Raw genomic sequence first — 22,059 nt, 5'->3', positions numbered from 1 at the left:
GGGCCCGCACGTTCCCGTGCGGGCCGGGGCCTCTGTGCGGGTCTGTCACCAGGTGACGGGCAGCCGGGTCAGGCCGTGCACCATCATCCCGGTCGTCAGCTCCAGGGAGTCGACCTCCTCCGCGAGCCGCAGACCGGGGAAGCGGTTCAGCAGCGAGGAGAGGACGATCTGCAGCTCCGCCCTGGCCAGCGCGGCGCCCACGCAGAAGTGCGGGCCGTGGCCGAACGCGACGTGGTGGACGGCCTCGGGCCGGGTGGGGTCGAACTCGTCCGCCTGCGCGCCGGGGAAGCGCGCGGGGTCCTGGTTGGCGGAGCAGACCGCCGCCAGGACCGCGCTGCCCTTGGGGATGACGGTGTCGCCGACCTCGACGTCCTCCAGGGTGATCCGCAGCGGGCCGCCGTCACCGATCGGGTTGACGCGCAGCAGCTCCTCGACGGCGTGGTCGATCATCTCGGGGTGTTCGCGCAGCGTGGCCATGTGCTCGGGGTGGCGCAGCAGGGTCAGGACCATCTTGCCGATCATGCTGACCGTGGTCTCGTGACCGGCGACGAGGATGGTCGCCGCCATGACGATCAGCTCGTACTCGTTGAGGCTGCCCTCCTCCTCGTGGGCGGCGACGAGCGCGCCCATCAGGTCGTCCGTGGGCTCCTCCCGCTTGCGCTTGACGAGTGCGCCGAGGTACCCGATCATCTGCTGGCGCTGGGCGGCCATCTCCTCGGGGGTGTGCGCGGTCAGCGAGACGAAGGCGTCCGACCACTCGCGGAAGCGGTCGCGGTCCTCGAAGGGCACACCGAGCAGTTCGCAGATCACCATCACCGGCAGCGGGAAGGCGAGTGCCGTGTTGAGGTCGACCGGCCCGTCGAGCTTCTCCATCTCGTCCAGCAGCCCGTCGGTCAGCTCCTGGATCCGGGGACGCATGTTCTGCACGCGGCGGGCGGTGAACTCCCGGGAGACGAGCTTGCGCAGCCGGGTGTGCTCGGGCGCGTCCGTGGTGAACAGGCTGCCCGGCACGGGGGGCGTGGGGGTGAGCTGCGGTACGTCGGGGGAGATGGTGGCGGCCCGGCTGAACCTGGCGTCGGCGAGCACGGTGCGCACGTCGTCGTAACGGGTCACCACGTACCCCTCGTCACCGGTGGGCAGCCGGACATGGGCGACGGGGCACTTGGCCCGCAACTCCTCGTAGACCGGGGGCACCTCGACGGCCGAAGGGCGGTGGAACGGGTAGTCCAGTGGCGGCCGGCCGGCCTCCGGCCCGCCGTGCGTCGTGTCCGTCGTTTCCATGCGTTTCCTCCGGCGACAGATGCTCAGCAGATACGTGTGTGCGGTGGTCCGGTGACCGGCGCGCGGTGAGAGGTGCGGTCGGGGACCCGGACGAGCCTCGCAGCGGGGGCTTGTGCGGGACCAAAGCGCCCGAGGGGGCAGGTCCCGGGGGGGCAGGTCCCGGCCGCCTGCGTCAGCGCTGCCGGCCGTCGGCGGCGCGCAGGCCGTATCCGAGCGCCCGGTCGGCGGCGATGTGCACCAGCCAGGCCAGGCCGAAGTTGAACAGGGGCACGGCGACGGCCGGGGATTCGGGGATCAGGCAGGTGAACATGAGGACGACGGCGAACAGGGGCCGGTGCAGAAGGTTGTAGACGGGAACGGCCCTGCGGGGCAGCCGGCCGTGCTCGTGCGGGCCGTGCTGGTGCGGGCCGGCGAGGCCGGCGAGGAACGACAGGTCGGGTGCGACGGCACCGGCGAGCGCCGCGACGATCACCCAACCGCCGTACTTCGTCGCCTCGAACACCGAGAAGATGAGCAGGAGGACGAACAGCGCCGCCCAGGCCGCGCGGACCCGTGGTGAGGCCGAACTCCTGGTGGCGCCTTCGGTGGCGTCGTGTGTCACGGGACGTGTTCCTTTCGCGAGGGATCCGCAGGGCTCGGGAGCCGCACGGCTGCCGCGCGGCGAGGTGGTCGTGGGCGGGCCGGAGGGACCGCCGTTCCGTGGTGCCGGCCTGTTACACCGCCGCCCCCTCCGTGGCGTACCGGCGCGTCAGGGAGGCGAGTTCGCGCAGGAAGGCCCCCTCGTCCGACCTGACGAAGAAGTGCCCGCCGGGCATGGTCCGCAGGTCGCAGCCGCTCCCCGCGTGGCGCCGCCAGGAAAGCATCTCGTCCACGGTGACCAGCCGGTCCCCGTGTCCGGCGAACAGGTGCAGCGGTACCGGCAGCCGCTCGGTGGGCGCGGCCACGCTGCCGAGGCACAGCCGGAGGTCGTCACGGACCACCGGAAGCAGCGCGGCGAGGAATTCGGGATGGCCGAGCAGCGCCTCCGGGATGCCGCCGAGCGCCACCAGGCCCGCGACGAGTTCCTCGTCCCCGGCGTCCGGATCGGCGAGCGCGGGGGCCGGCAGGTGCGGGGCGCGGTAGGCGCTCAGCACGAGGGCCCGGGGCAGCGCCGCCCCGCGCGACTGCCGCCGCCGCACGAGCGCGTAGGCGATGAGCGCGCCCATGCTGTGCCCGTAGAAGAGGTGGGGCCCGGCCAGCTCCTCGTCGAGCTGTGCGTCCAGGTCGTCGACGAGGGCGTCCAGATCGGTGAACCTGGGTTCGTCGAACCGTTCCTCGCGGCCGGGCAGTTGTACGGGCATCACCCGCACTCCGGCGTCCTGGGCGTCGAGGCCGCGCTGCCATCGCCGGTACGCCGAGGCGCCGCCGCCCGCGTACGGGAAGCAGAACAGCCGGGTCATGGGTTCCGGTTCGTGGCCCGGGGGCTTCCGGGACAGGTATCGCATCGGGTTGCTCCGTCTCGGTTCGGTCCAGGGATGAACGGGCCGTCCGGGTGCGGGAATACGCCAACGGGTGGACAGGCAGAACGGTGAGGCAGGTGGGACAGACCCGGCCGACGCGCCCCCCACGCTGCCCGGGGCCGCTAAAAGGCCGCCAAACTCGGCGCGGTGAGGTCGAGCTGAGGGTCGGCGGCCAGGATCGCCCGGTGCAGCTTCTGGACGCGCAGGGAAGGCTCGATGCCCAGCTCCTGGGAGGTCGACGCGCGTAGCTTTCGAAAAATCTCCAGCGCCTGCCACGAACGTCCGCCTCGGTAGAGCGCCAGCATCAGCAGCCCGTGCAGACTCTCCTGGAGCGGGAAGCGCTCGGTGAGCGCGAGGAGTTCGCCGATCACCTCGGCATGTCTGCCGAGCCGCAGGTCCGCGGTGATCCGGCCCTCCAGCGCGGCGTTCCGTGCCTCCTCCAGCCGCAGCAGCTCGACCCGGAGCGCGGGCCCGATGCGTACGTCGGCGAGGACCGGCCCGCGCCACAGGGCGAGCGCCTCGCCCAGCAGCTCCGAGGCGGTCTCGTCATTGCCGCCGGCCAGGGCCCGCAGCCCGCGCCCGGCGAGCTGCTCGAAGAGGGCGGCCTCCATGACGGGCGCGGGCATGTTCAGCCCGTATCCGGCGTAGCTGCGGCTCAGCACCTCTTTCGGCGCGCACTCGTGCTCCGGCCCCAGGGCCACGGTGATGGCCCGGCGCAGCTGCTTGACGTAGGTCTGGACGACACCGGCGGGCCGGCTGGGGGGACGTGAGTCCCACAGCTCCTCCGTCAGGGTGGTCACATTCACGTCCCGGCCGGCGTTGACCGCCAGCAGCGCGAGCAGCTGCCGCGGTTTGGCCGCGCTCGGCACCACGGAGGTGCCGTCGATGCTCACCACGAGCGGCCCGAGAACTCCGATCTCCATGCCACTGCTCCTTCCGCCTGCCCGAACACTGGCACGTTGTCGCCCACGGCAACACTCAGCCGATCATGATTCGGCCGGGAATCCGTCCGCCCGGGAATGTGGGGTCTTCATGTTCATGACCTTCCAGGGCATGCTTTAAGCGACGCTTCAGGCCGAGCGGTGACCATGGGCGACCGGAGAGGCCGTCGCGGGACCGCCTCGGTGCCGGCTCGGGAGAAGAGGGACCGCATGGGGCTGAGGTCCTGGCTCGGCAGGGCCGGCGCCGGTGCGTTGAGCCTGCTCGTCGAGTTCGGCGCGGTGGTCGTCGGACCGCTCCCCGGCGTCCACTACCCCGACCCGGACCCCGGCTCTGATCCGGGCTCCGTCCCCGGTCGGGATCCCGGCTCGGATCCCGCCTCCGCCTCCGGCCCCCCGGCCGGCCACCCGGAGCGGCGCTGCTCGACCCCGCCGAGCCGGGTCGAGCAGGAGCTGTGGGCCGGACTCGGCGTCGACGTGAAAAGGCCGGGAGGATGACGACGCGGCGCGCGGTGGCGGCGCGCGTGGCTACTCCCGTGACTGCCCCTGCTCCATGGAGAGGCGCCCCTGGCCGGCATGCTCGCCGGTCAGGGGCGCCTCTCGACAGACGAGTCGGGCTGTACGCCGGATTTTGTCGCCCGGTCGCCTCGCGGCGGCCGGGGAGACGGCCATCCATCTAGGACCGGCGTTGCCGCCGGTCTCGTGCGGTCTACCCGCGGACTCGGGCGGGCAGCCCTCGATCGTCCGCGCAGAGCCGCTTTTTACAGCGGCCCCTCTTGACCTTGCTCCGGGTGGGGTTTACCGAGCCGTCCGAGTCACCTCGGACGCTGGTGGTCTCTTACACCACCGTTTCACCCTTACCGGGAACCGCCCTCTCCGAGAAGAGCACAGCCCCGGCGGTCTGTTTTCTGTGGCACTGTCCCGCGGGTCACCCCGGGTGGGCGTTACCCACCACCCTGCCGTGTGGAGTCCGGACGTTCCTCGGCAAGATCGAAGATCTTGACGCGGCCGTCCGCCCGGCTCGTCTGCCGTGCTCGCCATCGTACCCGGCGGAGGCGGGCGGAACGCACCGGTGACCGCGGACCGCGCCTTCCGGGGAGCCCGGCTGTCCGGCTTGACCTTGCCGCGACGTCAGGGTCTGTACTGGGCCCATGAGAATCGCAGAGATCGCCGCCCTCGCCGGGGTCACCTCTCGCGCGGTACGGCACTACCACCACGTGGGGCTGCTGCCCGAACCCGCGCGGCGGCCCAACGGCTACCGCGACTATTCGGTACGGGACGCCGTTCTCCTCGCCCGGATCCGGCGGCTGACCGAGCTGGGGCTCTCTCTCGACGAGGTACGGGACGTCCTCGCCGACGACGCCGGGCGCGAACTCACCGAGGTGCTGGGCGAGCTGGACGCCGATCTGGCCCGCCAGGAGGCGGAGATCCGGGCCCGGCGGCGCCGGCTCGCCGAGCTGATGGAGACGCCGCCGACCGACGGGGGCCCGGTCTCCCCCGAGCTCGCGCGGTTCCTGCACTCCCTGCCCGCCGTCGACTCCCCCAGCGCCACGATGGACCGCGACCTGCTCACCCTGCTCGACCGGCACGGATACGCGGACGACGGCGACGGCGATGGCGAGGACGGGGACGGGGACGGGGACGGCAGCGGAAGCGCGGAGTCCGGGAGCGTCTACGACGCGCTGCGCCCCCTCGCCGCCGCCCCGGAGATGCTCGGCCTCTACCGGCGGCTCGACGAACTCGTCGACGCCCCGGCCGACGACCCCCGGATCGGGCCCCTCGCGGACGATCTGGCCGCGCTCCTCACCGACGAGATCGTCGCCGCGCTCCCGGCCGACGACGGCCCGTCCGTCGACGGCTTCGGGGACGCGCTGCTCGCCGAGTACAGCCCGGCCCAGGCCCAGGTCGTACGGCTGATCATGGAGTCCCTGAGCCGGCGGACGCGGGAGCGGGGAGCGGTGTCATGAAGCGCGTGGTCTGGTTCGCCGTACCCGTCTGCGAGATCGTCCTGATCGTCTGCCTGCTGGCCGGGGTGTCCCTCCCCACGCCCCTGCTGCTCGGCGTCGAGGCGCTGGTGCTCGCCTTCGTCGTCACGGAGGCGCTGGTCGTGCGCCGCTCCTACATGTCGGCGCGGCGCTCCGGCGCCGGGCGCCGGGAGGCGCTGGCCGAGGGGGTCCGTACGGCCGTGCCGGCCCCCGTGCGGCGGCTGGCCGTCCAGGAGGTACGGAGTTGGGGCAGCCTCGCGCGCTGGGCCGCGCGGCGCACGCACGGCGTGGACGCGGGCGGGCACCCGGCGCCGTACACCGGGCCGCAGACGGCGATGCTCTACGGGCTGTTGTTCGTCGCCCTCGTCGAGACCGTGGCCATGGCCGTGCTGATCCCGTGGCCACTGGTGCACCTGATCGTCCTGGTGCTGGACGTGTACACGGTGCTGATGGTGCTGGCGCTGCACGCGGGCTGTGTGACCCGGCCTCATGTGGTGGGCGCGGACGGCTCGTTGCGGGTCCGCTACGGCACCCTCTTCGACCTGCGGATACCGGCCTCAGGCATCGCCTCCGTACGGGTCGACCGGCGCTTCCCGGACGGCGGGCTCGTCCAGTACACCCCGGTGGAAGGGGACGAGAGTGGGGACGGCGGCGGGGTGCTCGATCTTGTCGTGGGCAGCCAGACGACCGTACGGGTGGAGCTGACCGCGCCCGTTCCGTTCGTACGGCCGCTCGGCGCGACGGGCCGGGCGCGGGTGGTCCGCTTCCACGCGGACCGTCCGGAGGAACTGGTGAAGGCGCTCAGGGAGGCGCTGCCCCCTGATGTACGGGTGTGAGAGCGGGCGGGGCGGAGAACGGGCCGCTCGCGTTCACCTACGCTGACGCGAGGGCCGCGCCCTGCGGCCCCGTTCCGTCCCGTCCCGTCCCTTCGAGGAGAACCACTGTGCTCGTGCTGCTGCCGCCGTCGGAAGGAAAGGCCGCTTCCGGGCGCGGCGCTCCGCTGAAGCCGGAGTCGCTGTCGCTGCCCGGTCTGGCCGGGGCGCGCGCCGCCGTACTGGACGAGTTGGTGGAGGTGTGCGCCGCCGACGAGGACAAGGCGCGCGACGTACTCGGGCTGAGCGAGGGGCTGCGCGGCGAGATCGCCAAGAACGTGGCGCTGCGGACGGCGGGCACGCGGCCGGCCGGAGAGATCTACACCGGCGTGCTGTACGACGCGCTGGGCCTGGCCACGCTGGATCCGGCGGCGCGGCGGCGGGCCGGAAAGTCGCTGCTGGTCTTCTCGGGACTGTGGGGCGCGGTACGGACGGGCGACCGCATCCCGTCGTACCGCTGCTCCATGGGGGTCAGGCTGCCGGGGCTCGGCGCGCTGGGCGCGTACTGGCGGACGCCGATGGAGTCCGCGCTGCCGGAGGCGGCGGAGGAGGCCGGGGGCGGGCTCGTGCTGGATCTGCGGTCGTCGGCGTACGCGACGGCGTGGAAGCCGAAGGGCGAGCTCGCGGGGCGCACGGCGACGGTACGGGTGCTGCACGCGGCGACCGATCCGGTGACCGGCGTGGAGAAGCGGTCCGTGGTCAGCCACTTCAACAAGGCGACGAAGGGCCGGCTCGTCCGGGATCTGCTGACGGCCGGGGCCCGGCCGAAGGATCCCGCGCGACTGGTGGAGACCCTGCGGGAGCTGGGGTACGTGGTGGAGGCGACGGCTCCGGCGCGCGCGGGGCGGCCGTGGGCGCTGGATGTCGTCGTCACGGAGATCCACTGAGGTTCCGCGTTCGCCCGGAGATCGCTCACCCTTGCCTGTCATTTGAGGTTCCGCGTTCACCCGGAGATCACCCACCCCTGCCTGCCATTGCATCCTGCGCAACGGGCATTGCGCATCATGGAAGCGCCCGGCAGGATGACCCCATGACCTCCGTGCTCGACCTCGCCCCCGTGATCCCCGTCGTCGTCCTCGACGACGCCGACGACGCCGTACCGCTCGCCCGCGCCCTGGTCGCGGGCGGGCTCCCCGCGATCGAGGTGACCCTGCGGACGCCCGCCGCGCTGGACGCGATCCGCCGTATCGCGGCGGAGGTGCCCGGCGCGGTGGTCGGCGCGGGCACGGTCCTCACCCCCGACACCGTGACCGCGTCGGTGGCGGCGGGCGCGCGTTTCCTGATCAGCCCGGGGTGGACGGAGACGCTGCTGACCGCGATGCGGGACTCGGGCGTGCCGTTCCTGCCGGGGGTGTCGACGACGTCCGAGGTCGTGGCGCTGCTGGAGCACGGGGTGACGGAGATGAAGTTCTTCCCGGCGGAGGCGGCGGGCGGCCGGGCCTATCTGAAGTCCCTCGCGGGCCCGCTCCCCGAGGCCCGCTTCTGCCCCACGGGCGGTATCACCCCCGCCTCAGCGCCGGAGTATCTGGCGCTGCCGAACGTGCGCTGCGTGGGCGGTACGTGGCTGCTCCCGGCGGACGCGCTGGCGTCGAAGGACTGGGGCCGGGTCGAGGCGCTGGCCCGCGAGGCGTCCGCGCTGGGCGGGGCGCGCGGGGCCTGAACCGCCCGCACCGCCGGGCTCCGGCCTCGGGCTCGGGCTCGGACCGGGCCCCGGCAGTTCGCGGTTCAGGCGAGCCGCGCCGTGGCGTACTCCTCCACCGGGCGGTAACCCAGGCGCTGGTACAGGGCGTTGGACGTCGGGTTCGCGTTGTCGGCGAAGAGCAGCACCTCGTCCGCGCCCGCCTGCCGGGCCGCCTCGCCGACCGCGGCGGTCACCCCGGCCGCGTAGCCGCGTCCCCGGTGCGCGGGCGGTGTGTAGACCGGGGCGACGCGGATCTGCCCGGCGATGAGCGGGGCGTGGCCGGCCAGGGAGACCGGGGCGCCGTCCACCTCCCAGAGGAGCAGCCGCCGGTCCTCGATCCGCGCGACCGCCTTGGCCCGCCGATCGGTACCGGCCGGTTCCCCGATCTCCTCGGCGAACGCCGTCAGCCACTCCACCGCCAGCGCGATGTCCCGGCTCTCCGCGTACCGGGCGCGGCCCTCGGGCGCGGGGTCCGGCGGGACCGGCTCGCCCAGCCGGAAGAGCCGCATGCCGTCGGCGAGTTGGTACGGGGACGCGTCCGCGGCCCCGGTCCGGCGGACCGGCCAGGCGGCGCCGAAGGCCTCGACGTCGGCGACCCGGCCCCGTACGCCCGACGGCAGGGTGCCGTCCGCCGCCGGGGTCGCGCTGAGCGTCCGGGCCAGTTCGGCGGCGGCCCGCGCCGGCATCGTGCCGAGGAACGGCGGATGCGGCGGGGTCTCCAGGAAGGTGCCGGTCACCGGGGCGTCCGGGGCCTCCCGCCACCAGCCGAACCGTACGGGGCCGGCGCCTCCCGCCCCCGTGCCGCCGGCCCGCAGCGATTCGCTGACCGTGAGCAGGATGGTGTGCCGCGCGGCGTCGGCCGCCAGGTAGGGGCCCGCCGCGCGGCGGAACTCCTCGACGTCGTCGGTCAGTCGCCATGTCGGTGGTGTGTTCGGTCGCTCGTTCATGCCGTTCATCGTCGGGCCCCGGTCCGTCCGGGGCCAACCGATTTAGCGGGCGGCCGTCACCGCAGATGCGAGGTGTCGTTGAAGAGCCGCACCGACGCGTTGCCGTCCGCGTAATAGGCCACGACCGAGACGGACGCGGCCGACAGCTCCATCCGGAACAGCGACTCCTGCGGGGCACCGAGGGCCAGCCGTACCAGCTCCTTGACCGGGGTGACATGCGTGACCACCAGGACCGTACGGCCCCGGTACCGGTCGAGGAGGGTGTCGCGGGCCGCGGCGACGCGCTGTCCGACCGTCGCGAAGCTCTCGCCGCCGCCGGTCGGTTCGACGTCGGGCGAGGCGAGCCAGGCGGTCAGGTCGTCCGGGTACCGCTCCTGAACCTCGCCGAAGGTCAGACCCTCCCACGCGCCGAAGTGCGTCTCGCGCAGGCCCTCTTCGATCCGTACGTCGAGACCGAGCCGGTCGGCCACGGCCTGCGCCGTCTCGCGGCAGCGGCGCAGCGGCGACGAGACGATGTCCTGGATCGTGCCGCGCGCGGCGAGCTCGGTGGCGATCGCGTCGGCCTGGCGGCGGCCGATGGCCGACAGTTCGGGGTCCGTGCCGCCGCTGCCGGAGAAGCGCTTGTCCGGGGTGAGGGCCGTCTCGCCGTGCCGGAGCAGGACGAAGGTGGCGGGGGCGCCGAGGTCGGCGGAGGCGCCCCAGCCGACGGACGAGGAGGACTCGGAGGAGAGCGGGACCTCCTCCGGCTCATGGCCGGCGGGGGCGGCCGGTGTGGCCGTACCCGGCAGCGACAACTCGGTCTGCGCCGCGCGCCGGACGGCATCCGCGGCCCCGGCGGCGTCCTGCGCACCGGTCCCCGCACCCGCGCCCGCGCGAGCACCGGCTCCGGCGAGTGCCGCACGTGCCTTGGCCGCGCCCGCCGCGGCGTCCCCGGGCGGTCCGGAAGGAACGACAGCGGAGGCGGAGGCGGAGGCGGCCGAGCGGGCCGCGCCCGCGTCCAGGGCAGCCGTGGAGGCCGACGCCTCCCACTGGCGGCCCTGCCGGCCCGCGTCCATCGCCTCGTTGGCCAGCCGGTCCGCGTGCTTGTTCCGCTCGCGCGGGATCCACTCGTACGTGACCCGGCCCGGCGGCAGGATCCGGCCCGCCTCGGCGGCCAGGGGCTTCATGTCCGGGTGCTTGATCTTCCAGCGCCCCGACATCTGCTCGACGACGAGCTTGGAGTCCATCCGGACGTGCACCCGCGCCTCCGGGTCCAGCTCCTTCGCGGCCTTCAACCCGGCGACCAGGCCCTTGTACTCGGCGACGTTGTTCGTCGCGACACCGATGTACTCGGCGGCCTCGGCGAGCGGTTCGCCCGTCGCCTCGTCGAGGACGACGGCGCCGTACCCCGCCGGTCCCGGGTTGCCCCGGGAGCCGCCGTCGGCCTCCACGATGAACGTCCGCATCAGCGCGTCACAGCCCCGAGTCGGCGGTACGGACCAGGATGCGGCGGCAGTTCTCGCAGCGCAGCACCGCGTCCGCGGGCGCCGCCTTGACCTCGTTGACCTCGGTGATGTTCAGCTCCAGCTGGCAGCCCTCGCAGCGCCGCCGGAAGAGCCGGGCCGCGCCCACCCCGCCCTGCTGGCCTCGCAGCTTCTCGTACAGCTTGAGCAGGTCGGCCGGTACGGAACCGGCCACGATCCCGCGCTCCTTGGCCACGGTGGCGGCCTCGGCGTCGAACTCCCCGACGGCGGCGTCCCGGCGCGCGGCGGCGTCGTCGGCCTTGGCCTGGACGGCGGAGACCCGCTCCGTCAGCTCGGCGACGCGCTCCTGCGCGGACTCCCGGCGCTCCATGACCTCCAGGACGATGTCCTCCAGGTCGCCCTGACGGCGGGCGAGGGAGACGATCTCGCGCTGGAGGTTCTCCAGGTCCTTGGGCGAGGTGACCGCGCCGGAGTCCAGCCGCTGCTGGTCCCGTACGGCGCGCTGGCGCACCTGGTCGACGTCCTGCTCCGCCTTGGTCTGCTCGCGGGCGGTGTCGCTCTCCTCGGTCGACGCGGCGACCAGCAGGTCGCGGAGCTGGGCGAGGTCCTTGGTGAGCGACTCGATCTCGGCGTGCTCGGGCAGCGCGGTGCGCTTGTGGTCGAGCTGCGAGAGCCGTACGTCGAGGGCCTGGACGTCGAGGAGTCGGATCTGGTCTGCGGGGGCGGCGTTCAGTTGGGGGCTCCTGAGGAGTGGTGGGCTGACCAGGGGTCGGTGACCGTCTTCGAGACGTGGACCCGCAGGTCCCAGCCGTGGCGGTCGGAAATCTCGTCGAGCTGGGCGGCGGCCTGCTCGCACCAGGGCCATTCGGTGGCCCAGTGCGCGGCGTCGATCAGCCCGAGCGCGCTGTGCTGAGTCGCCTCGGAGACCGGGTGGTGGCGCAGGTCGGCGGTGAGGAAGGCGTCCACACCCGCCGCCCTGACCTGGTCGAAGAGGCTGTCGCCGGAGCCGCCGCTGACCGCGACCGTACGGACGAGGGCGTCCGGGTCGCCGGCGATCCGGACGCCCTGCGCGGTGGCGGGCAGCCGGTGCGCGACGCGGGCGGCGAAGTCGCGCAGGGTGGCGGGGCGGTCCAGCTCGCAGATCCGGCCGAGGCCGCGCCGCCCCGAGGGGTCGGTGGCGTCCGGTACGAGGGGACGCACGACCCGCAGGTCGAGCGCGCCGGCGAGGGCGTCGGAGACGCCGGGGTCGGCGGTGTCCGCGTTGGTGTGCGCGACGTGCAGCGCGATGTCGTTCTTGATGAGGGTGTGCACGACGCGGCCCTTGAAGGTGCCCGCCGCGACCGTCGTCGTGCCCCGGAGATAGAGCGGGTGGTGGGTGACGATCAGATCGGCGCCGAGCCGCACCGCCTCGTCGGCGATGTCCTGCACGGGATCGACCGCGAACAGGACGCGGGTCACCGGGGCGTCGGGATCGCCGCAGACCGTGCCGACGGCATCCCACTGCTCGGCCCGCTCGGGGGGCCAGAGGGCGTCGAGCGCGGCGAGTACGTCGGAGAGACGGGGCGCGGAGGGGACTGGAGGCACGGAGCAAAGGCTACCTGCCCCCGCTCCCGCCCCCACCATGCCTGTGGATACCGCCGGTACCCGCCCTCCGCGCCCCGCGCCCTCCCTGCCCCGGCCGCCCTCCGCCGTTTCCGCCCGGCTACTTGACGAGGAAGCCGCGCAGGTCGTCCAGGACCAGATCGGCCGCCGTCACGCCCAGCCCGAGGTACCAGGTCTCGTCGGAGACGTCCTTGGCGTGACCGTCCTTGACGGCCTTCAGGTTCTTCCACAGCGGGTTGGAGCGCGCGGTGTCGCGCTGGGTCTTGTCCGGGTCGCCGTACACCCCGGTGAAGATCCAGTCGGCGTCCGCGTCGTCGATCTTCTCCGGGCTGATCTCCACGGCCAGATCCACGACCTGCTGGTTCTCGGGCCGCGGCAGGCCGACGTCGTCGAGGATCGTGCCGATGAAGGACGCCTTGGCGTACAGCCGCAGCCGGTCCGGCATGTAGCGCACCATCGAGACGGTCGGCTTGTCCGGACCGATGTCCTTGCCGAGGGCCGCCGCCTTCTTGTCGTACGCGGCCAGCGCGGCCTTCGCCTCGGCGGTGCGGTCCAGCGCCTGGGCGTTGAGGAGGTAGTTCTCCTTCCAGGTGAAGCCGGGGCGTATCGCGAAGACCGTGGGGGCGATCGCCGAGAGCGCCTTGTACTTGTCCGCCGCGCGGAGCTGGCTGCCGAGGATCAGGTCGGGCTTGAGGGCGGCGACGGCCTCCAGGTTGAGGTTGTTGATGGTGCCGACGTTCTTCGGGCTGCCCGCGCCCTTCTCCAGGTAGCCGGGGAGCGACGCGTCGCCCTCGGTCGGGGCGTAGCCGACCGGTTCGACCCCCAGCGACACGACGTTGTCGAGTTCGCCGACATCGAGCACGACGACGCGCTCGGGGCGCTTCTTCAGCTCGGTGGTGCCCATGGCGTGGGTGATGGTGCGCGGGAACTCGCCCGCTTTGGCGTCCGTCCCGTACGAGGCGGTCTTCTTGGCCGCGTCGGCGAAGTCCTTGCCGCCCGTGGCGACGGCCGCCTTCTTCCCGCCGCTGTCGCCGGAGGCGGAGTCGTTGTCGGAGGAGTCTCCGCCGCCGCAGGCCGCGAGGGAGAGCGCGGCTGCGAGAGCGACGACGGCGGCGGTGCCACGGCGTCTGATGGACATCTTCAAGCTCCTGACGAGGTCACTTAGGGTCGCCTTACTGTAGGTTGCCCCGCCCCCGCCAGCACACCCACCCCCGCGCTTTCAGGCGAATCATGCGACGGCCACCCTTATGTGTGAAGTGACAGATCTCGTGTTGTTCGGCAGGAAGTGCGAAAACTAGCTTCTTCCCGGAGGTGACGGATCGATGACTGCCTGTGCCGTCGAGACGGTGGGGTCCACGGAGTTCGCAGGGCCCGCGGAGTCCGCCGGCCGTACGGAATCCGCCGGCTGTGCGGGGTTCACGGTTTCGGCGGACGGGGCGTACGCCGCGCGGCTGGCCCTCATGGGCGGCTCCGGGGACGCGTGGTTCCCGGAGCGGTGGACCCTGGACGGGCCGGAGCCGTACGCCGTGCCGCTCCCCCTCGACCAGCCCGAGGAGCCCGACACGCAGGTGCTGCCGCTGGCCGACGGGCGGGTCCTGGTCCGGCGCCGGGTCGCGGACCGGCACGACCTCTGCCTGCTCTACCCGACGGGGCCGGGGACGGGGCAGCTCCCGGTGGGGACGGTGACGTGCCCGGAGCTGACCCTGCTGCCGCCGTCGCCGGACGGCCGGTGCGCGTACGCCCTGGCGGTGGGCGCCCGGTCCACCACGGTGTGGCTGGTGGCGGGCGGCACCTTCGGCCCCGAGTGGGTCGCCGAGGTGCCGGGCCGCTGCACGGGCGGCGTCTGGCTCGACCGTACGGGACGGATACTGGCGCTCGACCGGGAGACGGACGGCGTGGTCAAGGGCGTCGCCGTGGATCTGGCGCGGGGTGGTGAGGTGACGCCGCTGCTCCAGATCACGGAGGAGAGCAACGACCGTCTCCTGCTGGCGGATCCGGACAGCGGGCTGCTGCTGATCCGCTCCGACGCGCCGGGCCACGACCGGCTCGGCTGGGGCGTGCTGGGCAGCCGCCGCCCCGTGCGGTTCCCGGAGTGCCTGCGGCCCGCGGACCTGACGGTGACGCCCTTCGCGGTGCAGCCGGGCCAGATGCTGACGCCGGAGAGCTGCGCGGTGGCGCTGCGGATCGACGGCGCGGCGGGGAGCTGGGTGGGGGTGTGGCGCCCGGCGGGCCGCCGGCTCCACCAGCGCCCGGCGCCGCGGGGGTGGCTGGCGGGGGCCGGACTGTGGACCCGGGAGGGGGTGCTGCGGCTGCCGTACGCGACGGACGCGGTGGCGTACGGGGTGGCGCCCCTCGACGCGCCGGTGGACGAGCAGGCCGGGTCCCGGACGGACGCGCGGGCCGGGGCGGAGGCACCGGCGTCCGGCGGCTGCCCGAACCGGGACGAGGTCACGGAATCCCCACAAGCGAAATCCGCGGACCGGGAACCGTCCGGCGCTCCACGGACTCCTGTGATGTGCAGGCCGGTGCCGTTGCAGCAGGCGCCTCTCACCGGCCGTGGGGTCCCTGGATAGAATTTCGCCGGGCCCTGTGCCACAGAACAAGAAGCGAACACAACGGGGTGACTTCCCACCATGTCTGAAACCCGAACCGACACGACGCAGCAGAAGCAGCCGCAGGGAACGGCGACCGCGGGCAGCGGTGATCTTGTCGGGGGGCTTGGTAAGCACCGCGGGGGTGCGGCACCGGCGGAGGACTCCACGTCCCCCGGCTACGGCCGCCACCGCCGCCCGGAAGAGGGCAGGAACGCGGCCTGACCGGCCCGGTTCCACGACCCGACGTACGCGACGAACAGCCGAGAGGCCGCCACGGAAGACCCGTGGCGGCCTCTCGCCGTCGGGCCGGCCCGTCACGTGTCCGACGACGCGCGGGGCAGCCACAGCACCATCAGGACCGCCGCCGCGAGCAGCACCCCGCACCCCGTCCTGAAGGCGAGCGCGTACCCCTCGGTCAGCGCCTGCGGCCCCGTGCCGCCCGCCGTCCGTGTCGCGGCGACGGTCGAGAGTACGGAGAGGCCGAGCGCGCCGCCCATCGTGCGGGAGGTGTTGACCAGCCCGGAGACGAGGCCCGCGTCACCGGGTGCCGCGCTCCCCGTGGCGAGGGCGGCGAGCGGGGTGGTGGCGAGGCCCAGGCCGGTCATCATCAGGATGCCGGGGCCGAGGATCACCGAGAGGAACGTTCCGTCGGCGGTCATCATGGACTGCCAGCCGAATCCGGCCGCCGCCACCAGCGTCCCGGTCGCCGCGAGGCCGCGCGCCCCGGTCCGCTGCATCAGCCGCGGCGCCAGCTTCGAGCCGAGCACCACGCTCAGCGAGCTGGGGACGAGCGCGAGCCCGGCCTCCAGCGGTGTGTAGCCCAGGACGTTCTGGGCGTACACCGTCATGAAGAACCACATGCCGAAGGAGGCCGAACCGCAGACGAACATCGCCGTGTTGGCCGCCGACACCGCCCGGATCCGGAACAGCCCCAGCGGCATCAGCGCCTCCTTCGTCCGCGCCTCCACCACCAGGAAGAACACGAGCAGCAGCAGACCGCCCAGCAGCGGGAGCAGGGTGGCGGGGGCGCCCCAGCCGCGCTCCTCGGTCTGCACGATGCCGTACGCCACCGCCGCGAGCCCGGTCGTGACCAGCACCGCGCCCGGCAGGTCGAGGCGGCGGCCCGCGGCGGCCCGGGACTCGGTGAGCCAGAGCGCGGCGCCCGCCAGCACCAGGACGCCGATCGGCACGTTGATCAGCAGCACCCAGCGCCAGGAGAGCAGATCGGTGAGGACCCCGCCGACCAGCCCGCCCGCGGCGCCGCCGCCCGCGCCGACCGCCGTCCAGGTGCCGATGGCGCGGGTCCTCGCGGCGCCCGCGGGCACGGCCGAGGTGAGGATCGTGAGCGTCGCGGGGGCCAGTACGGCGGCGCCGAGCCCCTGGACGGCGCGTGCGGCGATCAGCTGCCAGCCCTCCTGGGCCAGTCCCCCGGCCGCGGAGGCGAGCGTGAAGACCGCGAGCCCGAGGAGGAAGGCCCGCTTCCGGCCGTAGAGGTCGGCCGCGCGCCCACCGAGCAGCATGAAGCCGGCGAACGCGATGGCGTAGGCGCTGAGGACCCACTGGAGCCCGGGGGCGGAGAGCCCGAGGTCCGCGCGCATGGACGGCAGGGCCACATTGACCACGGACACGTCGAGGACGACGAGGAACTGCCCGGCGCAGGCGGCGAGGATCACGGCCCAGGTGCGGGCCGTAGAGGGAGTGGGAGGAGGGGCAGGAGAGGGGGGCGGCGACGGGGATGAGGAGGGGAAGGAGGAGGCGGCGGACGAGAACGAGGGGGATGGGGAAGGGGATATGGAGTCGGCTGTGGTTCCTGATTCCGATTCCGACGCTGATTCCGCGGAGGCTCTGGCCATGGCCGTCATGGTCGCAGCCGACGAGTGCCCCGTACATGGATATTTCGCCGGAGCCGGAGGTCGGCCAGAGGTCGGTCGGAGGTCGGCCGGAGGGCGTACGCCGCGCGAGCACCGCACAGGCGCCCGCCCCCCGAGCACCCGTTCACACACCGTTTACCGGAATATGGCCGCGGGGGCCGGAATACGGCAGCGGCGACACGGGTTGGACTGAGAAGGTTTCATAGTGCACGCACTTGACCACCGGGCCGGCCCGAGAGCCGGTCCGGTCGCGTCGGGGGCCGCACCAGCGCCACACCGCCCGCCCCGTACGTACCCCGTACACCACCCCTGCTTGTCAGGTACCCCCGTACCCACGCCGTACCCTCTGCACTCCCCAGTACCCCCTGCACTTCCCGTACTCCTGTACTCGCTCACTCCCCGTAAGAATCCTTTTTTCTGCCCCGGAGGCCGCACGTATGCCGCAGACGACGCCGACCGATCAGCACGCCGGAGGGCTCCCGGATCCACGACCCCGCAGAGCCGGCGGCATCGTCCCCGTCCTCGCCTTCGCGGGCATCACCGTCGCGGTGATGCAGACCCTGCTCGTCCCCGTCATCAAGGACCTGCCCGCCCTCCTCCACACCGCGCCCGCCAACGCCACCTGGGTCATGACGGCGACCCTCCTCGCGGGCGCCGTCGCCACCCCGATCATGGGGCGACTCGGCGATCTCTTCGGCAAGCGGCGGCTGCTGCTCACCAGCCTCGCCGTCATGGTGATCGGCTCGCTGATCTGCGGCGTCACCGACGACCTCGTGATCATGATCGTCGGAAGGGCGCTCCAGGGCTTCGCCATGGGCGCGATACCCCTCGGTATCGGCATCATGCGCGACGAGCTGCCGCGCGAGAAGCTCGGCTCGGCCATGGCGCTGATGAGTTCCTCCATCGGCGTGGGCGGCGGACTCGCCATGCCAGCCGCCGCGCTGATCGCGCAGAACGCCGACTGGCACGCCCTGTTCTTCGCCGCCGCCGGCCTGGGCGCGCTGTCGATCCTGCTCACCGTCCTCTTCGTACCGGAGTCGTCGGTCCGTGCCCCCGGCACCTTCGACTGGCTCGGCGCGATCGGTCTCTCCGCCGGACTCGTCTCCCTGCTCCTGCCGGTCACCAAGGGCAGCGACTGGGGCTGGACCTCCGGCACCACGCTCGGGCTCTTCGGTCTCGCCGTCGTCATCCTGCTGCTGTGGGGCCTGATGGAGCTGCGCAGCGCCGCCCCGCTGGTCGACCTGCGGACCAGCGCGCGGCGCGAGGTGCTGCTCACCAACCTCGCCTCGATCATGATCGGGGTGGCCTTCTACGCGGTCACCCTCGTCCTGCCGCAGCTGCTCCAGCTCCCCGCCTCGACCGGTTACGGCCTGGGGCAGTCGATGGTGGTCGCGGGCCTGTGCGTGGCGCCGCTCGGCCTGACGATGATGCTCACCGCGCCGCTGTACGCGCGGATCTCGGCCCGCCGCGGCCCGAAGGTCACGCTGATCATCGGCATGCTGATCATGGCGGTCGGTTACGGGGCGGGCCTCGGCCTGATGAGCGCCGCCTGGCAGACGATCGTCATCTCGGTGGTCCTCGGCGCGGGCATCGGACTCGCCTACTCCTCGCTGCCCGCGCTGATCATCGGCGCCGTGGACGCGTCGGAGACGGGCGCGGCCAACGGACTCAACACCCTGATGCGCTCCATCGGCACATCGATGTCGAGCGCGGTGATCGGCATGGTGCTGGCCCACACCTCCGTCCCGGCGGGCGGGGTGGCGGTGCCGAGCATGCACGGCTTCCGGATCTCGTTCGTCATCGCCACCGGCGCGGTGGTGATCGGTCTGGTGCTGGCCATGTTCCTGCCGGGCCGGCGGCCCGCCGGGTTCCAGGAGCCGGCCGCCGGGGCGGAGGAGGCCGCGTACGGGACGGCCGCCGCCTACGGGACGACAGGGGCGTACGGGACGGTGGAGACGGCCGGGACGGCCGGGCACCGGGCGACGCTGGTCGCGGGCTCCGGCGGCTTCACCGGGCACGTGCTGGACGGCGCCGGTGCGCCGGTCGCCCGGGCGAACGTCACGCTGATCGACCGGCGCGGCCGGCAGGCGGGCCGGGGCACGGTCGACGCGGAGGGCCGCTACACGCTGCTGCCGCCGGGCGCGGGGCCCTACGTCCTGGCGGCGACGGCCCCGGGACACGCGTCGCACGCGCGCCCGGCGGAGTACCAGGGCGACGGGGTGCCGGTCACGGTCGACCTGGTCCTGGGCCGGCCGGGAGCCGGCCTCGCCGTCGGAGCCGCCCCGGGCGCCGTACCCGGGTCAGCCCCGGACCTCGTACCGGCGCGGCCGTACGGCACGATGGAGTCGCCCGGTACCTGACACACCGCCGGATCCGTCCGAGGAGAGACCCCATGGCCGCAGCGCACCCGACCGGACCGGCGCCGGACGTCCTCGCCGCCTTCGAGGCGGCGAAGGGCTTCATGCCGGTCCACGAGGGGCTCGCCCTGTATGCGGCGGCCACCGAGGCGGCCGTACTCGGGCTGCCGCTGCTGGAGATCGGCACGTACTGCGGGCGCTCCACCCTCCTGCTGGCCGCGGCGGCGCGCGACGCGGACACCGTCGTCGTCACCGTGGACCACCATCGCGGCAGCGAGGAGCAGCAGCAGGGCTGGGAGTACCACGACACGGAGCTGGTCGACCCGGCCACCGGCCTGATGGACACGCTCCCCGTCTTCCGCTCCGTCCTGCACCGGGCCGGCCTGGAGGACCGGGTGATCGCGGTCGTCGGCCGGTCGCCGCGGGTGGCGCGGGCCTGGGGCGACGGCCGGTTCGGGCTCGTCTTCATCGACGGCGGCCACACCGACGAGCACGCGGGCGGAGACTACGAGGGCTGGGCCCCGACGGTCGACGAAGGCGGGCTGCTCGTCATCCACGACGTCTTCCCCGACCCGGCGGACGGCGGCCAGGCACCGTACCGGATCTATCTCCGGGCGCTCGCCTCCGGGGCGTTCACCGAGGTGTCGGTGACCGGCACCCTGCGCGTGCTGCGCCGCACGGCACGGCCCTGAGCCGACCGAGGGGGCCGTGACCGCCCACAGGCCGGACCTGCGCCCGGCCGGCGCGAGGGGCCACTAGCATCGCGACGTGTCGTACGACGAGAGCCCGCAGCCCGCACGCCGCCCCTCGCGGCGCCGCCACCTCACCCTCGCGGTCGCCGCGCTGGTGCCCACCGGGCTGGTGGGGTGGCTCCTGTGGCAGGGGATGAGCGGATCCGGCGAGGACGGCGCGTCCGCCGCCACGGCCGCCGGCGCCACCGCCTCCTCCGCCACCGCCTCCCCCACCCCGCGCCCCGCCGTGTCCGACCCGGGCGGCGGGGAGGCGGACGACGTCCCCGGTGGCGACGATCCGACGGGGCCGCTCGCCGGGAAGGTCGTGGTCATCGACCCGGGGCACAATCCGCGGAACAAGGACCACCCCTCCGAGATCAACGAGACGGTCGACATCGGCACGGCCACCAAGGAGTGCGACACCACCGGCACGGAGACCGACTCCGGTTACACGGAGGCCGAGTTCACCCTCGACGTCGCCCACCGGCTGCGGGCGCTGCTCGTCCGGCAGGGCGCGACGGTCACGTACACGTACGACAACGACCGCCCGTACGGCCCCTGTGTGGACGAGCGGGCCCGGATCGGCAACGAGGCGAAGGCCGACGCCGTCGTCTCCGTCCACGCCGACGGCTCCGCGCCCGGCAACCGCGGCTTCCACGTGATCCTGCCCGCGCCGGTCAAGGGCGGCGACGCGGACACCTCCGCGATCGTCGGCCCCTCCCGCGAACTCGGCGAACACATCGTGGGCAATTTCGTACGGGAGACCGGAAGCGCTCCGTCCAACTACCTGGGCGACGGTACGGGCTTGGACGTACGCGAGGATCTCGGCGGTCTCAACCTTTCGACCGTGCCCAAGGTCTTCCTTGAGTGCGGCAATATGCGGGATTCGGCCGACGCCGCCCTGCTGACCGACGCGGAATGGCGGCAGAAAGCGGCGCGGGGGCTGGCCGACGGCATCGGCGGATTCCTGAAGAAGTGAAGAAGGAAAAGTGAATCACTGTGAGATCGCTGTGAGGGAGTGAGCGAAGGACCGAGTGCGGGGCGGTGTGAGGTGGCAGGTGAGGCGGCAGGTGAGGAAGTCACGGACGGGGCCTCAGTGGGGCGGGCGGCGGTCCGGCGATGTCGCAGAACCGCATAACGGACCCTCGTAACGGCCCGGTACCAGGCCAGATACCCGGCAGACGCCCCGATCGGGCAGAGGATAGATTCATCCGTACGATAGGGAGCCGCCCCCGAGCTTCGCACCGTGCACCGCATCATCAGCGGCCCGCGACGACCGCGCCCGACGAGACGACTGACGAAGGACTTTTCACGTGAACATCCGCTCCCTCACTAGAGGCGACGGCGTGGTGATCGGAGCAGCGGTGTTGCTGTTCATCGCCTCGTTCCTCAATTTCTACGACTCGACGAGCTACAGCAGCGGGCCGAAGGCATGGGACATACTCGGCGTCGTGATGAGCGTGCACATCGCCGGCGTCATCGCAGCGGCCCTGATCGTCGTCTCCCACGCGCTCCCGCAGGCCCCGAAGAAGATCGCGGGCCTGGACGTCCATCAGTTCGGTGTCGCGCTCGCCCTTTTCGCCGCGTGGACCTCGCTCTGGTACCTGCTCGGTGACGGCCGGGCCGGCGGCGGCCAGATCCTCGGCTTCTTCAGCATCCTGGCGCTGGCGGGTGGAGCCGTGGCGACCCCGCTCGTCCCCGCGCTGAAGGTCGCGCTCGTCGGCGCCCCGAAGCCGCAGGCTCCGCAGCCGTACGGCGGCGCGCCGGGCGGCCCCGGTCAGGGGTACGGATACCCGGGCGGCCAGCAGCCGTTCGGCGCGCAGGGCCAGTCGGGGGCGTTCGGCACGGGCGGCCAGCCGGCCCCGCAGCAGGGCCAGCCGTCCCAGGGCGGCCAGGCTCCGGCGGGCGATTTCGCGCCGTTCTGGTTCGCCGTACCGGTGGCCCGGCCGCTCTTCGGTGAGGACGGCTCGCAGGCGCCGATCGCCGAACTGGCGCCGGGCACGTGGTACTTGGCGGTCGAGCAGCGCGGTGCCGGTCTGGTGGCCCAGACACAGGACGGCCGCCGTGGCGTCCTTCAGGACACCTCGGGCATTCAGCGCGGCTGATCCGCGCCCGCCGGGGAGGGCCGGGGGGGGGAAAAAGGCTTAACGGGCAAGGCCCGCCCCGCGGCAACCCCCCACCCCGGGGGCGGCGCCCCGGGGGGGGGGGGGGGGGGGGGGGGGGGCGGGGGGGGGGGCG

General features: G+C 73.3%; 21 protein-coding genes and 1 other RNA gene. 11 read left to right on the top strand and 11 right to left on the bottom strand.

The window, feature by feature from the left end; all coding sequences use genetic code 11:
* Positions 1-45: 45 nt before the first annotated feature.
* From ACFTZC_RS39790 to ACFTZC_RS39775, 4 genes are all read right to left on the bottom strand, one after another.
* Entirely contained in the window at positions 46-1,281 is a 1,236-nt protein-coding gene (locus ACFTZC_RS39790; RefSeq protein WP_382898739.1) for a cytochrome P450, read from the bottom strand.
* A 172-nt stretch (positions 1,282-1,453) separates the two neighbouring features.
* Entirely contained in the window at positions 1,454-1,882 is a 429-nt protein-coding gene (locus ACFTZC_RS39785; RefSeq protein ID WP_382898737.1) for a DUF4260 family protein, read from the bottom strand.
* A 112-nt stretch (positions 1,883-1,994) separates the two neighbouring features.
* Positions 1,995-2,765 (bottom strand): thioesterase II family protein, encoded by a 771-nt coding sequence (locus ACFTZC_RS39780; RefSeq protein WP_382898736.1) that lies wholly within the window; start codon positions 2,763-2,765, stop codon positions 1,995-1,997.
* A gap of 137 nt (positions 2,766-2,902) precedes the next feature.
* Entirely contained in the window at positions 2,903-3,703 is an 801-nt protein-coding gene (locus ACFTZC_RS39775; protein ID WP_382898734.1) for a BTAD domain-containing putative transcriptional regulator, read from the bottom strand.
* A gap of 228 nt (positions 3,704-3,931) precedes the next feature.
* Between ACFTZC_RS39775 and ACFTZC_RS39770 the strand changes: the two genes are divergently transcribed.
* On the top strand, positions 3,932-4,216 hold the full coding sequence (locus ACFTZC_RS39770) for a DUF6059 family protein (protein WP_382898732.1): 285 nt from the start codon (positions 3,932-3,934) through the stop codon (positions 4,214-4,216).
* 106 nt (positions 4,217-4,322) lie between these two features.
* Here the strand turns inward: ACFTZC_RS39770 and rnpB are convergent.
* Positions 4,323-4,742, bottom strand: an RNA gene (gene rnpB / locus ACFTZC_RS39765) — RNase P RNA component class A.
* 127 nt (positions 4,743-4,869) lie between these two features.
* On the opposite strand from rnpB, the gene ACFTZC_RS39760 reads away from it, so the two are divergent.
* The 4 genes from ACFTZC_RS39760 (at position 4,870) to ACFTZC_RS39745 (ending at position 8,235) form a co-directional block, all read left to right on the top strand.
* Entirely contained in the window at positions 4,870-5,685 is an 816-nt protein-coding gene (locus ACFTZC_RS39760; protein ID WP_382898731.1) for a MerR family transcriptional regulator, read from the top strand.
* A complete protein-coding gene (locus ACFTZC_RS39755; RefSeq protein ID WP_382898730.1) occupies positions 5,682-6,539 on the top strand; it encodes a hypothetical protein in 858 nt (285 codons plus the stop codon). Before ACFTZC_RS39760 ends, ACFTZC_RS39755 begins: the two co-directional genes overlap by 4 nt.
* Positions 6,540-6,646: 107 nt before the next feature.
* The gene (gene yaaA / locus ACFTZC_RS39750) at positions 6,647-7,462 is read left to right on the top strand and encodes a peroxide stress protein YaaA (RefSeq protein ID WP_382898728.1); all 816 of its coding nucleotides are present in this window, start codon (positions 6,647-6,649) and stop codon (positions 7,460-7,462) included.
* Positions 7,463-7,605: 143 nt separating this feature from the next.
* Positions 7,606-8,235, top strand: a complete 630-nt coding sequence (locus ACFTZC_RS39745) for a bifunctional 4-hydroxy-2-oxoglutarate aldolase/2-dehydro-3-deoxy-phosphogluconate aldolase (protein ID WP_382898727.1) — start codon at positions 7,606-7,608, stop codon at positions 8,233-8,235.
* 65 nt (positions 8,236-8,300) lie between these two features.
* On the opposite strand, the gene ACFTZC_RS39740 is transcribed toward ACFTZC_RS39745, so the two are convergent.
* The 5 genes from ACFTZC_RS39740 to ACFTZC_RS39720 all read right to left on the bottom strand — a co-directional run bounded on the left by ACFTZC_RS39740 (position 8,301) and on the right by ACFTZC_RS39720 (position 13,406).
* A complete protein-coding gene (locus ACFTZC_RS39740; RefSeq protein WP_382898726.1) occupies positions 8,301-9,203 on the bottom strand; it encodes a GNAT family N-acetyltransferase in 903 nt (300 codons plus the stop codon).
* Positions 9,204-9,259: 56 nt separating this feature from the next.
* On the bottom strand, positions 9,260-10,648 hold the full coding sequence (locus ACFTZC_RS39735) for a bifunctional RNase H/acid phosphatase (protein ID WP_382898725.1): 1,389 nt from the start codon (positions 10,646-10,648) through the stop codon (positions 9,260-9,262).
* A 7-nt stretch (positions 10,649-10,655) separates the two neighbouring features.
* Positions 10,656-11,399 (bottom strand): C4-type zinc ribbon domain-containing protein, encoded by a 744-nt coding sequence (locus ACFTZC_RS39730; protein ID WP_365816389.1) that lies wholly within the window; start codon positions 11,397-11,399, stop codon positions 10,656-10,658.
* Positions 11,396-12,289, bottom strand: coding sequence for a Nif3-like dinuclear metal center hexameric protein (locus tag ACFTZC_RS39725; RefSeq protein WP_382898723.1), 894 nt, complete (start codon positions 12,287-12,289; stop codon positions 11,396-11,398). The genes ACFTZC_RS39730 and ACFTZC_RS39725 overlap by 4 nt, the downstream gene beginning before the upstream one ends.
* A 79-nt stretch (positions 12,290-12,368) precedes the next feature.
* Positions 12,369-13,406 (bottom strand): ABC transporter substrate-binding protein, encoded by a 1,038-nt coding sequence (locus ACFTZC_RS39720; protein WP_382898721.1) that lies wholly within the window; start codon positions 13,404-13,406, stop codon positions 12,369-12,371.
* A gap of 184 nt (positions 13,407-13,590) precedes the next feature.
* Here ACFTZC_RS39720 and ACFTZC_RS39715 point away from each other — a divergent pair, with 184 nt between their 5' ends.
* Both ACFTZC_RS39715 and ACFTZC_RS39710 read left to right on the top strand, forming a co-directional pair.
* The gene (locus tag ACFTZC_RS39715; RefSeq protein ID WP_382898720.1) at positions 13,591-14,841 is read left to right on the top strand and encodes a hypothetical protein; all 1,251 of its coding nucleotides are present in this window, start codon (positions 13,591-13,593) and stop codon (positions 14,839-14,841) included.
* A gap of 60 nt (positions 14,842-14,901) precedes the next feature.
* Complete coding sequence (locus tag ACFTZC_RS39710; RefSeq protein WP_382898718.1) at positions 14,902-15,084, top strand: hypothetical protein; 183 nt, start codon at positions 14,902-14,904, stop codon at positions 15,082-15,084.
* Between the two features lie 92 nt (positions 15,085-15,176).
* On the opposite strand, the gene ACFTZC_RS39705 is transcribed toward ACFTZC_RS39710, so the two are convergent.
* Positions 15,177-16,535 (bottom strand): MFS transporter, encoded by a 1,359-nt coding sequence (locus ACFTZC_RS39705; RefSeq protein WP_382898717.1) that lies wholly within the window; start codon positions 16,533-16,535, stop codon positions 15,177-15,179.
* A 635-nt stretch (positions 16,536-17,170) separates the two neighbouring features.
* Here ACFTZC_RS39705 and ACFTZC_RS39700 point away from each other — a divergent pair.
* The 4 genes from ACFTZC_RS39700 to ACFTZC_RS39685 all read left to right on the top strand — a co-directional run bounded on the left by ACFTZC_RS39700 (position 17,171) and on the right by ACFTZC_RS39685 (position 21,926).
* Complete coding sequence (locus tag ACFTZC_RS39700; RefSeq protein WP_382898715.1) at positions 17,171-19,093, top strand: MFS transporter; 1,923 nt, start codon at positions 17,171-17,173, stop codon at positions 19,091-19,093.
* Positions 19,094-19,125: 32 nt separating this feature from the next.
* On the top strand, positions 19,126-19,782 hold the full coding sequence (locus ACFTZC_RS39695) for a class I SAM-dependent methyltransferase (RefSeq protein ID WP_382898714.1): 657 nt from the start codon (positions 19,126-19,128) through the stop codon (positions 19,780-19,782).
* A 76-nt stretch (positions 19,783-19,858) separates the two neighbouring features.
* Complete coding sequence (locus tag ACFTZC_RS39690) at positions 19,859-20,800, top strand: N-acetylmuramoyl-L-alanine amidase (RefSeq protein ID WP_382898712.1); 942 nt, start codon at positions 19,859-19,861, stop codon at positions 20,798-20,800.
* Between the two features lie 334 nt (positions 20,801-21,134).
* The gene (locus ACFTZC_RS39685; RefSeq protein ID WP_382898710.1) at positions 21,135-21,926 is read left to right on the top strand and encodes a hypothetical protein; all 792 of its coding nucleotides are present in this window, start codon (positions 21,135-21,137) and stop codon (positions 21,924-21,926) included.
* The last annotated feature ends 133 nt before the right edge of the window (positions 21,927-22,059 follow it).

This window comes from Streptomyces sp. NPDC056987 (genome assembly GCF_042673865.1).
GTDB lineage: Bacteria > Actinomycetota > Actinomycetes > Streptomycetales > Streptomycetaceae > Streptomyces.
This window is presented reverse-complemented; position numbering and strand designations above follow the sequence as displayed.

Excerpts from the sequence above, each read along its gene's own strand:
- ACFTZC_RS39790 (WP_382898739.1), bottom strand. The coding sequence starts at position 1,281 with ATGGAAACGACGGACACGACGCACGGCGGGCCGGAGGCCGGCCGGCCG.
- ACFTZC_RS39780 (WP_382898736.1), bottom strand. The coding sequence starts at position 2,765 with ATGCGATACCTGTCCCGGAAGCCCCCGGGCCACGAACCGGAACCCATG.
- ACFTZC_RS39775 (WP_382898734.1), bottom strand. The coding sequence starts at position 3,703 with ATGGAGATCGGAGTTCTCGGGCCGCTCGTGGTGAGCATCGACGGCACC.
- ACFTZC_RS39770 (WP_382898732.1), top strand. The coding sequence starts at position 3,932 with ATGGGGCTGAGGTCCTGGCTCGGCAGGGCCGGCGCCGGTGCGTTGAGC.
- ACFTZC_RS39760 (WP_382898731.1), top strand. The coding sequence starts at position 4,870 with ATGAGAATCGCAGAGATCGCCGCCCTCGCCGGGGTCACCTCTCGCGCG.
- ACFTZC_RS39755 (WP_382898730.1), top strand. The coding sequence starts at position 5,682 with ATGAAGCGCGTGGTCTGGTTCGCCGTACCCGTCTGCGAGATCGTCCTG.
- ACFTZC_RS39745 (WP_382898727.1), top strand. The coding sequence starts at position 7,606 with ATGACCTCCGTGCTCGACCTCGCCCCCGTGATCCCCGTCGTCGTCCTC.
- ACFTZC_RS39740 (WP_382898726.1), bottom strand. The coding sequence starts at position 9,203 with ATGAACGAGCGACCGAACACACCACCGACATGGCGACTGACCGACGAC.
- ACFTZC_RS39735 (WP_382898725.1), bottom strand. The coding sequence starts at position 10,648 with ATGCGGACGTTCATCGTGGAGGCCGACGGCGGCTCCCGGGGCAACCCG.
- ACFTZC_RS39725 (WP_382898723.1), bottom strand. The coding sequence starts at position 12,289 with ATGGTGGGGGCGGGAGCGGGGGCAGGTAGCCTTTGCTCCGTGCCTCCA.
- ACFTZC_RS39720 (WP_382898721.1), bottom strand. The coding sequence starts at position 13,406 with ATGTCCATCAGACGCCGTGGCACCGCCGCCGTCGTCGCTCTCGCAGCC.
- ACFTZC_RS39715 (WP_382898720.1), top strand. The coding sequence starts at position 13,591 with ATGACTGCCTGTGCCGTCGAGACGGTGGGGTCCACGGAGTTCGCAGGG.
- ACFTZC_RS39710 (WP_382898718.1), top strand. The coding sequence starts at position 14,902 with ATGTCTGAAACCCGAACCGACACGACGCAGCAGAAGCAGCCGCAGGGA.
- ACFTZC_RS39700 (WP_382898715.1), top strand. The coding sequence starts at position 17,171 with ATGCCGCAGACGACGCCGACCGATCAGCACGCCGGAGGGCTCCCGGAT.
- ACFTZC_RS39695 (WP_382898714.1), top strand. The coding sequence starts at position 19,126 with ATGGCCGCAGCGCACCCGACCGGACCGGCGCCGGACGTCCTCGCCGCC.